Origin of the sequence: Streptomyces sp. NBC_00237 (assembly GCF_026342435.1) — a bacterium.
In the GTDB taxonomy this organism is placed as follows: Bacteria; Actinomycetota; Actinomycetes; order Streptomycetales; family Streptomycetaceae; genus Streptomyces.
Genome location: NZ_JAPEMT010000001.1, coordinates 689,265 through 703,377, shown reverse-complemented (window position 1 = coordinate 703,377; position 14,113 = coordinate 689,265). Strand labels below are relative to the sequence as shown.

The following is a 14,113-nucleotide window of genomic DNA, read 5'->3' as shown; positions in this document are numbered from 1 at the left end:
GGATGCCGCCCCAGTGGACCGTACGGAAACCGTACGTACTGCTACCCGCGAGAGGGAGAGGGACTTAGAAGTCCATGTCTCCGCCCGGCATGCCGCCCGGGGCGGCCGCGCCGGCCTTCTCGGGCTTGTCGGCGATGACGGCCTCGGTGGTGAGGAACAGCGCGGCGATGGAGGCGGCGTTCTGCAGGGCAGAGCGGGTCACCTTCGCCGGGTCGAGGATGCCCTCGGCGATCATGTCCACGTACTCGCCGGTCGCGGCGTTCAGGCCGTGACCGATCGGGAGGTTGCGGACCTTCTCGACGACGACGCCACCCTCAAGGCCACCGTTGACGGCGATCTGCTTGAGCGGGGCCTCCAGCGCGAGCTTCACGGCGTTGGCGCCGGTCGCCTCGTCGCCCGTGAGCTCCAGCTTGTCGAAGACGGCCGATGCCTGGAGGAGGGCGACGCCACCACCGGCGACGATGCCCTCTTCGACGGCGGCCTTCGCGTTGCGAACGGCGTCCTCGATGCGGTGCTTGCGCTCCTTGAGCTCGACCTCGGTGGCGGCACCGGCCTTGATGACGGCCACGCCGCCGGCCAGCTTCGCCAGGCGCTCCTGGAGCTTCTCGCGGTCGTAGTCCGAGTCGCTGTTCTCGATCTCGGCGCGGATCTGGTTCACGCGACCGGCGACCTGCTCGCTGTCACCGGCACCGTCGACGATGGTCGTCTCGTCCTTGGTGATGACGACCTTGCGGGCGCGGCCGAGGAGGTCCAGGCCCGCGTTCTCCAGCTTGAGGCCGACCTCTTCGGAGATGACCGTGCCGCCCGTGAGGATGGCGATGTCGTTCAGCATGGCCTTGCGGCGGTCGCCGAAGCCCGGAGCCTTGACGGCGACGGACTTGAACGTGCCACGGATCTTGTTGACGACCAGGGTGGAGAGCGCCTCGCCCTCGACGTCCTCGGCGATGATCAGCAGGGGCTTGCCCGACTGCATGACCTTCTCCAGCAGCGGAAGGAGGTCCTTCACGTTGCCGATCTTCGAGTTGACGATCAGGATGTACGGGTCGTCGAGAGCCGACTCCATGCGCTCCATGTCCGTCGCGAAGTACGCGGAGATGTAGCCCTTGTCGAAGCGCATGCCCTCGGTGAGCTCAAGCTCCAGGCCGAAGGTCTGCGACTCCTCGACCGTGATGACGCCTTCCTTGCCGACCTTGTCCATCGCCTCGGCGATGAGCTCGCCGATCTGGGTGTCGGCGGCGGAGATGGAGGCCGTGGAAGCGATCTGCTCCTTGGTCTCGACATCCTTCGCCTGCTCCAGCAGAGCGGCGGAGACGGCCTCGACGGCCTTCTCGATGCCACGCTTCAGGGCCATCGGGTTGGCACCCGCGGCGACGTTGCGAAGACCCTCGCGGACCAGCGCCTGCGCGAGGACGGTCGCGGTGGTCGTACCGTCACCGGCGACGTCGTCCGTCTTCTTCGCGACCTCCTTGACGAGCTCGGCGCCGATCTTCTCGTAAGGGTCTTCGAGCTCGATCTCCTTGGCGATGGAGACACCGTCGTTGGTGATCGTGGGGGCGCCCCACTTCTTCTCAAGGACGACGTTGCGGCCCTTGGGGCCAAGGGTGACCTTGACGGCGTCGGCGAGCTGGTTCATGCCACGCTCGAGGCCGCGCCGGGCCTCCTCGTCGAACGCAATGATCTTGGCCATGTGAAGTGGTCCTCCCACGGGGTGGATTTCTCCGGACCGGGGGATCGGCGCCCGCGACGGACGGCTTCGCAATGCCCGGGATTCCGTACCCCGACACCTCTCGGCCTCACCGAACCTGGTCCAAGTTCTGTCACTCTCACTGGGAGAGTGCTAACGCCAATGATTAGCACTCGACCCATTGGAGTGCAAGGCCGTCCCGAAGGGATGTCGATGAGGGGCGGTGGTCGGGCGGCGGGTGGGCGCAAGCGGGTACCACAGATCCAGGGGGTTCGCGCACTCGGTACGCCCGGCGTACGCAGGCCGTACGCCGAACGCACCAAGGGCCCGTACCCCTGTGTCGGGATGCGGACCCTTGGTGCGTGAGTGCCGGTAAGTCTTGGTAGTGCGTCGGTGGCCGATCGCGCCGAGATCAGACGGCGAGCTTGACCATGTCCGCCTGCGGACCCTTCTGGCCCTGCGAGATCTCGAACTCAACTCGCTGACCCTCTTCAAGGGTGCGGTAGCCGTCCATCTGGATCGCGCTGTAGTGGACGAAAACATCCGCACCACCGTCGACCGCGATGAAGCCGTACCCCTTCTCCGCGTTGAACCACTTGACGGTGCCCTGAGCCATGCCTAACTCCCCTATTACTGGCCCTTGCGCGAGACCGCACTTCGCGACCCCGGGTCAGACCCCACCCGCCGACAGGAACGCGGTAGGTGTGCGCCGTAGCGCGTCGACCGCGGCTGAATGTATCCGCCCAACTGCCCTCTGCAACAGGTCAATCCGACGAGAATTCTGGGCAGGCTCGAACGCCCGGATCGGTCAACTCCCGTAATTCCAGGGCAAGTCGGGCCGGACATAGCGTGAACATCGGCGTCAAATCGCTCGAACACGCGGGCCGCATCTTGTCGCCTTCTCATATGCACATGGCATGAGCGGCGACCGGGGCTTCCCCTACTCTACCTCTTTCAACCATGCAGAATTGCCCCCTCCGCTTGTGAGCGGAGGGGGCAACTTGGGTTAACGCGGGGCGCGTTGAAGGAGGCCGAGTGCGCCCCCTGCGCGCAGGAGGCGAAGGATCAGCCGCCCGCGACGGCCGGGATGATCGAGACGCCCGCGCCGTCCGGAGTGGCCGTCTGAAGGCCGCTCTCGAAGCGCACGTCGTCGTCGTTCACGTACACGTTGACGAAGCGGCGCAGCTTGCCCTGATCGTCCAGGACGCGCGCGGCGATGCCCGTGTGGTTCTTCTCCAGGTCGGCGATGACCTCGGCGAGGGTCGCGCCCTCGGCGGCCACCTCCGCCTCGCCGCCCGTGTACGTGCGGAGGATGGTGGGGATGCGGACCTTGACGCTCATGGTGTTCGGCCTTCCTTGCGTACGTACGAATCGCTGACGGGTTTCTAGCGGGCCAGACCGGCGTCGCGGAACGCGTCCAGGCTCGGGCGGATGGTCGCGGAGGGCCCGGTCGTCGGGGCCACCGCGTCCAGCGTCTTGAGGCCGTCGCCGGTGTTGAGGACGACGGTGGTGAGGGTCGGGTCGAGCAGACCGGCCTCGATGAGCTTCTTCGTGACGCCGACGGTCACGCCGCCCGCGGTCTCCGCGAAGATGCCCTCGGTACGGGCCAGCAGCTTGATGGCGTCGACGACCTGCTCGTCGTTGACGTCCTCGACCGCGCCGCCCGTACGGCGGGCGATGTCCAGGACGTACGGGCCGTCCGCCGGGTTGCCGATGGCCAGCGACTTGGCGATGGTGTTCGGCTTCTGCGGGCGGACCACGTCCTGCCCGGCCTTGAAGGCGGTGGAGACCGGCGAGCAGCCCTCCGCCTGGGCGCCGAAGATCTTGTACGGCTTGTCCTCGACGAGCCCGAGCCTGATGAGCTCCTGGAGCCCCTTGTCGATCTTCGTGAGCTGCGAGCCGGAGGCGATCGGGATGACGATCTGGTCGGGCAGCCGCCAGCCGAGCTGCTCGCAGATCTCGTACGCGAGCGTCTTGGAGCCCTCCCCGTAGTACGGGCGGAGGTTGACGTTGACGAAGCCCCAGCCCTCGCCGAGCGGGTCGCCGATCAGCTCGGAGCAGAAGCGGTTCACGTCGTCGTAGTTGCCCTCGATGCCGACCAGCTCGCCCCCGTACACGGCGGCCATGACGACCTTGCCCTGCTCCAGGTCGTGCGGGATGAACACGCAGGAGCGGAAGCCCGCGCGGGCCGCGGCGGCGCCCACCGCACCGGCCAGGTTGCCGGTGGAGGAGCAGGAGAGGGTGGTGAAGCCGAAGGCGCGGGCGGCCTCGACGGCGATGGCGACGACGCGGTCCTTGAAGGAGTGCGTGGGGTTCCCGGAGTCGTCCTTGACGAACAGGCCGCCGGTGACGCCGAGTTCACGGGCCAGGTTGTCCGCCTTGACCAGCTTCGTGAAGCCGGGGTTCAGGCTGGGCTTCTCGGCGACGTCGGCGGGGACGGGGAGGAGGGGGGCGTAGCGCCAGATGTTGTCGGGGCCCGACTCGATGAGCTTGCGCAGCTCTTCGGGGCTTCCGGTCGGCAGCTCGTACGCGACTTCCAGCGGGCCGAAACACAGCTGGCAGGCGAAGATCGGGCCGAGCTCGAAGCGCTCTCCGCACTCGCGGCAGGACAGGGCGGCGGCGGGGCCGAGGTCGACGGAGGTAACAGTGGCTTCGGTGGTCTGCACAGCCATGATGGCGAGGTCCTTTCCTCATCTTCCCCGCGACGACTTTCGTACGCGAGACGGAATTGGCACCTTCCTGGCCTGACCTCGCGGTCGGCTGGGGGGTTGCCGGGACTTCAACGGGCCGTTTCCCTCTGTCCCTCTGGATGAGCGCTATGACTCCGGCGGCCGCAGCAGCGGTCCGGGTGTTTGTGTACGCGACGACCCCGACATGCACAGGTCGTCCGCGTTGTTCAAGACTGTAACCGAACCCCCGGACGGGTGTGCCAGACGTCCGGACCGCGAGATGGATCACAAATGTCGCCACGAGCAGACACGAATCAGACACGAGCAGAGGAGTGACGGGCGTGCTGGAAGAGGTGGAGCGCTGGCTTCAGGCGCGGTCCTGGTCGGCCGCCGACCGCCCGCTGGAGCAGCTCCTCGCCGCGAAGGCCGCCCAGGGCGCCGCGAGGCCGCAGACGGTCTCCGTGGTCCTGCCCGCCCTGAACGAGGAAGCCACGGTCGGCGAGATCGTCGCCACGATCCGCCGGGACCTGATGAGCCCGGCCGTCCCCCTGGTGGACGAACTCGTCGTGATCGACTCCGGCTCCACCGACCACACCGCGAAGGCGGCGGCCGAGGCGGGCGCGCGGGTGGTGCACCGGGACGAGATCCTGCCCCGCGTACCGGCCGTGCCGGGCAAGGGCGAGGTCCTGTGGCGGTCGCTCCTGGTCACCACCGGTGACATCGTCTGCTTCGTGGACGCGGACCTGAAGGAGTTCGACGCGTCGTTCGTGTCGGGCATCGTCGGCCCGCTCCTCACCGACCCGGGCGTCGACTTCGTGAAGGCGACGTACGACCGCCCGCTGGACGGCGCCACCGGCCAGGGCGGCCGGGTCACCGAGCTGATGGCCCGCCCCCTCCTCAACCTCCACTGGCCCCGACTGGCCGGATTCGTGCAGCCGTTGGGCGGCGAGTACGCGGCCCGCCGCTCCCTCCTGGAACGCCTCCCCTTCCCCGTCGGATACGGCGTCGAACTCGGCCTCCTCATCGACTCGCTGCACACGGTCGGCCTGGACGCGCTCGCCCAGGTGGACGTGGGCGTGCGCGTCCACCGCCACCAGGACGGCCAGGCGCTGGGACGGATGGCAGCCGCGATCTACCGAACGGCCCAGCTCCGCCTGTCCCGGGGTCATCTGATCCGCCCGGCCCTCACGCAGTTCGAGCGGATCGGCACGGCCTTCGTCCCTCGTACACACCCTGTGGACACGGAGGAGCGCCCGCCGATGCGGGAGATCGCGGAGTACGCGGAGCGGCAGGCGGCATAGCCGTACGGCCGCACTCGCACGCCGGGGGCGGCCGTACGCACGTTTGAGGGGAATCCGTACCGGCTAGGTTTCGCCACATGACTTCCCCGATCGACGCCGCACAGCCCCAGCCGGACCAGGCCCAGTCGGCCCAGGCCCCGTCGGACCAAGCCCCGGCCCCGTCCGGGCAGGCCCGGATCCTCGTCGCCTCCAACCGGGGCCCGGTGACGTACGCCCTCGGTGACGACGGCGGGCTGACCGCCAGGCGCGGCGGCGGCGGGCTGGTCTCGGGCCTGTCCGCGATCGGCCCGGACGCGGGCGCGCTGTGGGTGTGCTCGGCGCTGGGCGAGGGCGACCGGGAGGCCGTGCGGCGCGGGGTCGCGGAGCCGGGCGTACGGATGCTCGACATCGACGCGGACACACACGCGGCCGCCTACAACGGCATCTCGAACTCGGTGCTGTGGTTCATTCACCACATGCTCTACCAGACCCCGACGGAGCCGGTGTTCGACGCGGAGTTCCGGCGGCGGTGGGCGGCGTACGAGACGTACAACCGGGCCTTCGCCGAGGCGCTGGCGCAGGCGGCGGCCCCGGGGGCGACGGTCCTCGTCCAGGACTACCACCTGTCCCTGGTGCCGGGCCTGCTCCGGGCCCTGCGCCCCGACCTGCGCATCGGCCACTTCTCGCACACGCCGTGGGCGCCGGTGGACTACTTCCGCCTGCTCCCGGACGACATCGCCCGCCAGCTCCTGCTGGGCATCCTGGGGGCGGACCGGGCGGCGTTCCTCACCCGGCGCTGGGCGGACGCGTTCACGGCGTGCGCGCTGAACGTGCTCGGCGAGGAGGCGCTCGACGGGAAGCGGATCGGCGTGCACGGCCTGGGCGCGGACGCGGACTTCCTGCGCGAGCGCGCCCACCGCGACGACGTGGCGGAACGTCTCGCCTCCCTGCGCGCACAGGTCGACGGCGGCTCGGCGGACGGCTCGGCGCGCCGCACCATCGTGCGCGTGGACCGCACGGAGCTGTCCAAGAACATCGTGCGGGGCCTGCTGGCGTACGAGCACCTCCTGGACACGCACCCGGAGTGGCGCGAACGCGTGGTGCACATCGCCTTCGCCTATCCCTCGCGGCAGGACCTGTCGGTGTACCGGGAGTACACGGAGGCCGTGCGGAGGACTGCCGAGTCCATCAACTCCCGCTTCGGGACGCCGACGTGGACGCCCGTGGTCCTGCACGTCAAGGACGACTTCGCGCGGTCGCTGGCCGCCTACCGGATGGCGGACGTGGCCCTGGTCAACCCCATCAGGGACGGGATGAACCTGGTCGCCAAGGAGATCCCGGTCGTCTCGGACGAGGGCTGCGCGCTGGTGCTGTCGCGGGAGGCGGGGGCGCACGAGGAGCTGGGCGAGGACGCGATCGTCGTCAACCCGTACGACGTGACGGGCACGGCACAGGCGCTGCACGAGGCGCTGACGATGGAGCCGGGGGAGCGGGCGGAACGGACGAAGCGGCTGGCGGTGGCGGGGACGGCGTTGGCGCCCGCGCGGTGGTTCGTGGAGCAGGTGGAGGCGTTGGAGGGGTGAGAGGGCCCCTCCGGGCGCGCGGGAAACGGCCGAAGGCCCGGAACTCTTTCGAGTTCCGGGCCTTCGGATCCATCTAGTAGCGGGGACAGGATTTGAACCTGCGACCTCTGGGTTATGAGCCCAGCGAGCTACCGAGCTGCTCCACCCCGCGTCGGTAAACACGACAGTACGGGGTTTCGGGCGCGGTGGGAAATCGGTTGACGGGAGCCGGAGGGGCGAAGCCTCGAATGCGGCGCCCCTCCTACACACCCCCGCCCAGCTGCCTCCCCAACTCCCCGAGCATCGCGACCACTTCAGCAGGCCCTGGCAGCAACACGTCCGCCTGCTCGGCGAGTTCCGGGATCGCGGTACCACTGCACACGAGCAGCCCCAGCACCCCGTCCGACCGGAGCTTCTCGACCGCCGCGTACGCGGGAAGGTCGCCGAGGTCGTCCCCCGCGTACAGCACGCAGCGCGCACCCACTTCCCGTACGTACGCCGCCAGAGCGACCCCCTTGTCGACACCGGGCGGCCTCAACTCCAGCACCAGGCGCCCCGGTTCGAGGATGAGCCCGTGCCGGGCGGCGAGCTCGGAGAGGGGGGTGCGGAGGGCCTCGAAGGCGGCCTCGGGGTCGGTGGCGCGCCGGGTGTGGACGGCGACGGCCTGCCCCTTCTCCTCCACCCAGGTCCCGCGCCACGCCCCGTGCGCGTCCAGTACTCCGGGCAGCTCGGCGCGGACGGCGGCGACGCCGGGGTGCGCGGCGGGGGCGCGGACGGTGCCGGAGACGGCGTCCCAGCGCTCGGCCCCGTAGTGCCCGAGGACGACGAGGTGCTCAAGCCCCGGCACCCCGGCGAAGCCGCCGTACCGTACGGCGACACCTGCCGGGCGGCCGGTGACGATCGCGACGGACGCCACGTGCGGGGCGAGGGCGGCAAGGGCGGGCACGGCGCCGGGGTGGGCGCGGGCCTGTTCGGGGTCGGGGACGATGTCGGCGAGGGTGCCGTCGAAGTCGATCGCGACGAGGGCGCGCGCGGGCTCGGCCAGCAGGGCGGCGAGGGCCTCGCGGCCGGCGGTGGTGGACGGTTCGGGAAGAGTGTCCATGCCAGGAGCCTACCGAGCCCGGTCCCGGGCCGAACGGACGCTTCCGGCCTGAGCGGGCGGCCCCCGCGGCACGACCCGCTCGGCACCGGCTAGCGGCGGGCCCTGCGCTCGTCCCGTACCCTCCGCAGCCGCTTCACGGTCGTCGGGTCGTGCTCCCAGGCGCGCGCGTCGTCCAGCAGGGCGTTGAGGAGCTGGTAGTAGCGGGTGGGCGAGATGCCGAGCTGCTCGCGGATGGCGCGCTCCTTGGCGCCGGGTCCGGCCCAGCCCCGCTTCTCGACGGCGAGCACGGCCAGCTCGCGCGCGGAGAGCGCCCCGCCCGGCGCTCCGGCGGGGCCACTCTCACCCTCGTACGGCTGATCAGGGGGCTCAGGGAGCTCGGAGGACATGCACCCAGCCTAGGCCGGGCCACTGACATCGCGCCCCGCTCGCTGCTCCCGCTGCTCCCGCTGCTCCCGCTACTGGAGCGCCGCGCTGTCCAGCGCCGCCGCCTCGCGGGAGAGGACGCCGAGGACGGCGCCCGGGGTGTTGTTCGGCTCGACGGCGTTGCCGATCTCCTGCTTGATGTTCTCGCTGACCCTCGCCCAGGACGTCTTGGCGGACGGGTACGACTGCGAGGACGACAGCGCTTCCAGGAACTTGTGCACCTTCTGGTGCTTGCTGTCGGCAGCCATCTTCTCGGATGCGGAGACGGTGACGGGCAGCAGGTCGAACTCGTCGGCGAAGGCGAGGACGTTCTCGTCGTCGAAGGCGAAGTCGAGGAACTTGCCGATCTCCTTGCGGTGACCGTTCTGCTTGAAGCCCATCATCCAGTCGGCGACGCCCATCGAGGGCCGGGCCTTGCCGTCGGAGGAGGGCAGCGGCGCCATCTCGTACTTCACGCCGTTCTTCTCGGCCTGCTGCATCAGCGACGGGTGGCCGTTGAGCATGCCGACCTCGCCCTTGGCGAAGGCTTCGAAGGCGGCCTTGCGGTTGAGCTTGCCGGGGGCGACGGGGCCGGTCAGGCCGGGCATGACGAGCTTGGTCTTGAGGAACTCGAACGCGTTGATGTTGTCGGCCGAGTTGAGGGAGTACGTACCGATGTCGTCGACGTAGCCGGAGCCGCCGGCCAGCATCCAGTTGAGGGTCTCGGCCTGGGCCTCTTCGGGGCCGAGGGGCAGCGCGAACGGGTAGTTCACGCCCTTGCCCTTGAGCTTCTTCGCGTCGGCGGCGAGCTCGTTCCAGGTCTCCGGGGCGCCGCTGATGCCGGCCTTCTCGAAGAGGGTCTTGTTGTAGAAGAGCTGGCGGGTGCTGGCGACGAAGGGCATGCCGTACTGGACGCGGTTGACCTTGCCGGTCTCGGCGAGGGCGTTCACGAAGTTGGCCTGGGTGGGGATGGAGAGCATTTCGGGCACGGAGTAGAGCTTGCCGTCGGCGGCGTAGTCGGCGTACGCACCGATCTGCGCCATGTCCGGGGCCTCGCCCGCCTTGACCATCTCGCCGACCTTGCGGTCGACGTCGTCCCAGGAGTAGATCTGGACGTCAACCTTGATGCCCGGGTTCTTCGCCTCGAATTTCTTCGCGAGCTTGTCCCAGTACTTCTTCGTGCCGTCGCCGCCGTCGAGGTTGTAGTCGGCGGCCACCAGCTTCAGGGTGACGTCGCCGCCCGTGCCGCCGACGGTGCCGCAGCCGGAGACGGTCGTTGCCATCGCGAGTGCGGCGACTGCCGCGGTCAGACCCAAGTAGCGCCGCTGCACAGCCCGTTCCACCCTTTATCGCCCGTTTTGCTACCCATTGGCGTGGATATCCGCGTGCCCTCGTGAGGCTTCTCGCGTCTCACCCACACCCTTATCCACATGAGTTGTGATTTTGTCTCATGTGCGACCGCAAGGTCTACACCACTTGGGTATCTCTTCCGCAACACCTTCCGCAAATCGCGTACGGCCTGCTAAGCAGGCGGAAGCAAGGTCATCTCCACACTCACCCGTGTTCGCCCGCGTTCGAGGAGTCGTCGCGCATGTCCCGCACCGCAGTTGAGATAGCCACACAGCCGACCTGTTGGCGGCGCGCCGCTGAGTACGCGGCCGACTTCGAGGGGCTTCCCCTGCCTGGTGAGCGCGTTGCGATCACCGGCTGCGGCACTTCGTGGTTCATGGCGATGGCGTACGCGGCACTGCGCGAGGCGTCGGGCCAGGGCGAGACCGACGCCTTCGCCTCGTCCGAATTCCCGGTCGGCCGCTCGTACGACCGTGTGGTGGCAATCACGCGCTCGGGCACGACGAGCGAGGTGCTGGCGCTGCTCGCGGAGGTCAAGGGCACCACTCCCACCCTGGCCCTCACCGGCGACCCCAAAACGCCCATCATGGACGCGGCGGACACGATCGCCGTCCTCGACTGGGCGGACGAGGAGTCGGTCGTCCAGACCCGCTTCGCGACGACGGCTCTCGCTTTCCTGCGGGCGGGCCTGGAGCGCACGGGCACGCTGGCACCGGGCGTGAAGACGGTGACGGAGGCGGCCGTCGACGCGGAACTGGCGATCACTGAGCCGCTCCCGGAGTCCGTCACCTCGGCCGAGCAGTGGACCTTCCTGGGCCGCGGCTGGACGTACGGGCTGGCCCAGGAGGCCGGCCTGAAGATGCGCGAGGCGGCGGGCGCGTGGACGGAGTCGTACCCGGCCATGGAGTACCGCCACGGCCCGATCTCCATCACGGGCCCGAACCGGGTGGCGTGGATGTTCGGCACGCTGCCGGAGGGGCTGGCGGGAGACGTCGCACGCGTCGGCGGAACGGTCGTCGCGCACGCGTCGGCGGACCCCATGGCCGACCTGATCCGCGCGCAGCGGCTGGCGGTGGTCCTGGCCGAGTCGAAGGGCTACGACCCGGACCACCCGCGGAATCTGTCGCGCAGCGTGATCCTGGGCTGACGGGGTCTCTCGGCGGGGACCGCACCTTGGTACGGCCCCGGCCGCGGGGCTGCACCAAGGTGCGGCTCGCCCGCAGGGCTGCGCCGAGGTTGCGGCTCCGCGGCGCGTGCGCTCCCGGCTTCGCTGGGGCTGGGGGGGTGCGCCCCTTTAGGGGCGCGGGGAACTGCGCGACCAGCCACCCACCCAGCCGCGCGGCCGAGCGCTTTAGGTGAAGGGGCGGGACCGGGGCAGCGCCGCAGGCACCCGGGTGCGGCGCACCCATCGGCGGAGCCCGGGCAGACGGCACCAGGGTGGGGCGCACCCGTCGGCGGAGGCAAAAGCGGGCGGCACCGGGGCGGGCCCGGAGCGAGAGGGGCCGCCCCCTTGCCCGCCCGTCCCGCCCCCGGGGGGCGGCCCCGCCGCCCAAGGGGGCTAGGCGGGCGCGGAGTCCCAGGGGGCTGGGTGGAGGCGGAAGGGTGGTTCCGTCGAACCGGGAGGGCGGGGAAGTGGAGCCCCTCCACAGAGCCCCTCCGACCGCCGCGCGGAGCCCGCCCCCGCCCTGGCCGGACCCGCCCACCCCCGCACCCCCACCCGAGGTGAACACTCAGTGGACTAGACCTCTCAGGGCAGACGCGCGACACTGACCCCGTGAAACACGTCATCGCCCTCGATGTAGGCGGCACCGGCATGAAAGCCGCCCTGGTCGCCCCCAACGGCACCCTCCTCCACGAGGCCCGCCGCCCCACCGGCCGGGACCGCGGCCCGGACGCCGTCGTCGAGTCGATACTCGCCTTCGCCGACGACCTCCGCACCCACGGCGAAACCCACTTCGGCGAACCCGCGTCCGCCGCCGGCGTGATCGTCCCCGGCATCGTCGACGCCGAGAACGGCATCGCCCTGTACGCCGCGAACCTCGGCTGGTCCGACGTCCCGATGCGCACGCTCCTCTCCGAGCGCCTCGGCGGCATCCCCGTCGCGCTGGGCCACGACGTCCGCACGGGCGGCCTCGCCGAGGGCCGCATCGGCGCGGGCCAGGGTGCCGACCGGTTCCTCTTCGTACCGCTCGGCACCGGCATCGCGGGCGCGATCGGCATCAACAACACCATCGAAGAGGGAGCTCACGCCTCCGCGGGCGAGATCGGCCACATCGTCGTCCGCCCCGGCGGCGTCGACTGCGGCTGCGGCCAGCGCGGCTGCCTGGAGCGCTACGCCTCCGCGTCCGCCGTCTCCCTCGCCTGGGCCACGGCCACCGGTGACCCCACCGCCGACGCAGCCGACTGCGCGAAGGCGGTCGAGGACGACGACCCCCGAGCCCTCGCCGTCTGGCGCGAGGCCGTCGACGCCCTCGCCGACGGCCTGGTCACCGCGCTGACCCTCCTCGACCCGCGCACGATCATCGTGGGCGGCGGCCTGGCCGAGGCGGGGGAAACCCTGTTCGCCCCCCTGCGCAAAGCGGTGGAGGACCGCGTGACCTTCCAGAAGCTCCCGACGATCGTCCCGGCCGCCCTCGGCGACACGGCGGGATGTCTCGGCGCGGGCCTCCTCGCCTGGGACCTCCTGGCGACGTACGAAGAACCCAGCACGCCCACCACGAGCCCCACCACGCCCACCACGAACCCCACCACGCCCACCACGAGCCCCACCGCACCCCCGGCGCACCCCACCACACCCCCCACCCACGCCATGCACACCGACGTCATGGCCCCCACGGAGGTATCCGACTGATGGCCAGCAGCAAGGTCCAGGTCCTGTCCGGCGCCAAGGTGGTGCTCCCCACCGGCACCGTCGACGGCGGCCGGGTCATCGTCGACGGCACGAGGATCGCGGGAGCGCTCCCCGACACCGCGTCGGCCTCCCCCACGCTCGACCTGACCGGCCACTGGATCGTCCCCGGCTTCGTGGACATGCACGTCCACGGCGGCGGCGGCGCGTCCTTCACCTCCGGCACCACGGAGGAGGTCCTCCGGGGCATCGAGACCCACCGCCACCACGGCACGACGACGATGGTCGCCTCCACCGTCACCAACGACATGGACTTCCTGGTCAACCGCGCGGCCCTCCTCGCCGAGCTGGTCCAGCAGGGCGACCTGGCGGGCCTCCACTTCGAGGGCCCGTTCATCTCCCCGTGCCGCAAGGGCGCGCACAGCGAGTCGCTGCTCCGCGACCCGGACCCCGCCGACGTGCGCAAGCTGATGGACGCCGCGCACGGCACGGCCAAGATGTTCACGCTCGCCACCGAACTGCCCGGCGGCCTCGACTCCGTACGCCTCCTCGCCGAGAACGACGTGATCGCCGCGATCGGCCACACGGACGCCACGTACGAGCAGACCGTCGAGGCGATCGACGCGGGCGCCACCGTCGCCACGCACCTCTACAACGCGATGCCCGCGATCGGCCACCGCACCCCGGGCCCGATCGTCGCGCTCCTCGAAGACGAGCGTGTCACCGTCGAGCTGATCAACGACGGCACGCACCTGCACCCCGCCGCCTTCCAGTTCGCGTACCACCACGCGGGCGCGTCCCGCGTCGCGCTGATCACGGACGCGATGGACGCGGCGGGCTTCGGCGACGGCCAGTACCAGCTCGGCCCGCTCGCCGTCGAGGTGCTGGACGGCGTCGCACGCCTCGTCGAGGGCGGCTCCATCGCGGGCTCGACCCTGACCCTGGACACCGCCTTCCGCCGCTCGGTCACCGTCGACGGCCTCTCGGTCGACGACGCCGTACGCTCCCTGTCCGCCAACCCGGCCCGCCTGCTGGGCGTGGACGACAGGGTCGGCTCGCTCGACCCGGGCAAGGACGCGGACCTGGTCGTGCTCGACGCGGAGTTCACGGTCGTCGGCGTGATGCGCAAGGGCGAATGGGTGATTGAACCCCAAGTGGGTTGATTTCACCTCGAATTCATTTGAAGTGGCTGACCCGTACCCCTGGGCCAGCCACT

The 14,113-nt window shown here is 70.4% G+C and carries 12 protein-coding genes, 1 tRNA gene and 1 riboswitch; of the genes, 5 read left to right on the top strand and 8 right to left on the bottom strand.

The window, feature by feature from the left end; genetic code table 11:
• Positions 1–64: 64 nt before the first annotated feature.
• From groL to thrC, 4 genes are all read right to left on the bottom strand, one after another.
• Positions 65–1,687, bottom strand: a complete 1,623-nt coding sequence (groL, locus tag OG897_RS03035) for a chaperonin GroEL (protein WP_266652618.1) — start codon at positions 1,685–1,687, stop codon at positions 65–67.
• 409 nt (positions 1,688–2,096) lie between these two features.
• The gene (locus tag OG897_RS03030; RefSeq protein WP_005315736.1) at positions 2,097–2,300 is read right to left on the bottom strand and encodes a cold-shock protein; all 204 of its coding nucleotides are present in this window, start codon (positions 2,298–2,300) and stop codon (positions 2,097–2,099) included.
• Between the two features lie 449 nt (positions 2,301–2,749).
• Complete coding sequence (locus tag OG897_RS03025) at positions 2,750–3,025, bottom strand: MoaD/ThiS family protein (protein WP_266652617.1); 276 nt, start codon at positions 3,023–3,025, stop codon at positions 2,750–2,752.
• Positions 3,026–3,069: 44 nt separating this feature from the next.
• Entirely contained in the window at positions 3,070–4,356 is a 1,287-nt protein-coding gene (gene thrC / locus OG897_RS03020; protein ID WP_266652616.1) for a threonine synthase, read from the bottom strand.
• Positions 4,357–4,371: 15 nt separating this feature from the next.
• Positions 4,372–4,500: riboswitch (SAM riboswitch) on the bottom strand.
• A gap of 194 nt (positions 4,501–4,694) precedes the next feature.
• Here thrC and OG897_RS03015 point away from each other — a divergent pair.
• Together OG897_RS03015 and OG897_RS03010 are read left to right on the top strand one after the other, a co-directional pair.
• Positions 4,695–5,654 carry a glucosyl-3-phosphoglycerate synthase gene (locus tag OG897_RS03015; protein ID WP_266652614.1) on the top strand — a complete coding sequence of 320 codons (960 nt, stop codon included), beginning with the start codon at positions 4,695–4,697 and terminating at the stop codon, positions 5,652–5,654.
• A 176-nt stretch (positions 5,655–5,830) separates the two neighbouring features.
• Positions 5,831–7,216, top strand: coding sequence for a trehalose-6-phosphate synthase (locus OG897_RS03010; RefSeq protein ID WP_266656512.1), 1,386 nt, complete (start codon positions 5,831–5,833; stop codon positions 7,214–7,216).
• 77 nt (positions 7,217–7,293) lie between these two features.
• On the opposite strand, the gene OG897_RS03005 is transcribed toward OG897_RS03010, so the two are convergent.
• The 4 genes from OG897_RS03005 to OG897_RS02990 all read right to left on the bottom strand — a co-directional run bounded on the left by OG897_RS03005 (position 7,294) and on the right by OG897_RS02990 (position 10,042).
• Positions 7,294–7,367 (bottom strand) — tRNA-Met (locus OG897_RS03005).
• A gap of 90 nt (positions 7,368–7,457) precedes the next feature.
• Positions 7,458–8,297, bottom strand: a complete 840-nt coding sequence (otsB, locus tag OG897_RS03000; RefSeq protein WP_266652612.1) for a trehalose-phosphatase — start codon at positions 8,295–8,297, stop codon at positions 7,458–7,460.
• Positions 8,298–8,386: 89 nt separating this feature from the next.
• Positions 8,387–8,683 (bottom strand): DUF3263 domain-containing protein, encoded by a 297-nt coding sequence (locus tag OG897_RS02995; protein ID WP_266652610.1) that lies wholly within the window; start codon positions 8,681–8,683, stop codon positions 8,387–8,389.
• Positions 8,684–8,752: 69 nt separating this feature from the next.
• Positions 8,753–10,042 carry an ABC transporter substrate-binding protein gene (locus OG897_RS02990; RefSeq protein WP_266652608.1) on the bottom strand — a complete coding sequence of 430 codons (1,290 nt, stop codon included), beginning with the start codon at positions 10,040–10,042 and terminating at the stop codon, positions 8,753–8,755.
• 248 nt (positions 10,043–10,290) lie between these two features.
• Here OG897_RS02990 and OG897_RS02985 point away from each other — a divergent pair, with 248 nt between their 5' ends.
• The 3 genes from OG897_RS02985 to nagA all read left to right on the top strand — a co-directional run bounded on the left by OG897_RS02985 (position 10,291) and on the right by nagA (position 14,060).
• A complete protein-coding gene (locus tag OG897_RS02985) occupies positions 10,291–11,196 on the top strand; it encodes an SIS domain-containing protein (RefSeq protein ID WP_266652606.1) in 906 nt (301 codons plus the stop codon).
• Between the two features lie 627 nt (positions 11,197–11,823).
• Positions 11,824–12,900 (top strand): ROK family protein, encoded by a 1,077-nt coding sequence (locus tag OG897_RS02980; RefSeq protein ID WP_266652604.1) that lies wholly within the window; start codon positions 11,824–11,826, stop codon positions 12,898–12,900.
• Positions 12,900–14,060, top strand: a complete 1,161-nt coding sequence (gene nagA, locus OG897_RS02975; RefSeq protein ID WP_266652602.1) for an N-acetylglucosamine-6-phosphate deacetylase — start codon at positions 12,900–12,902, stop codon at positions 14,058–14,060. Before OG897_RS02980 ends, nagA begins: the two co-directional genes overlap by 1 nt.
• Positions 14,061–14,113: the final 53 nt, after the last annotated feature.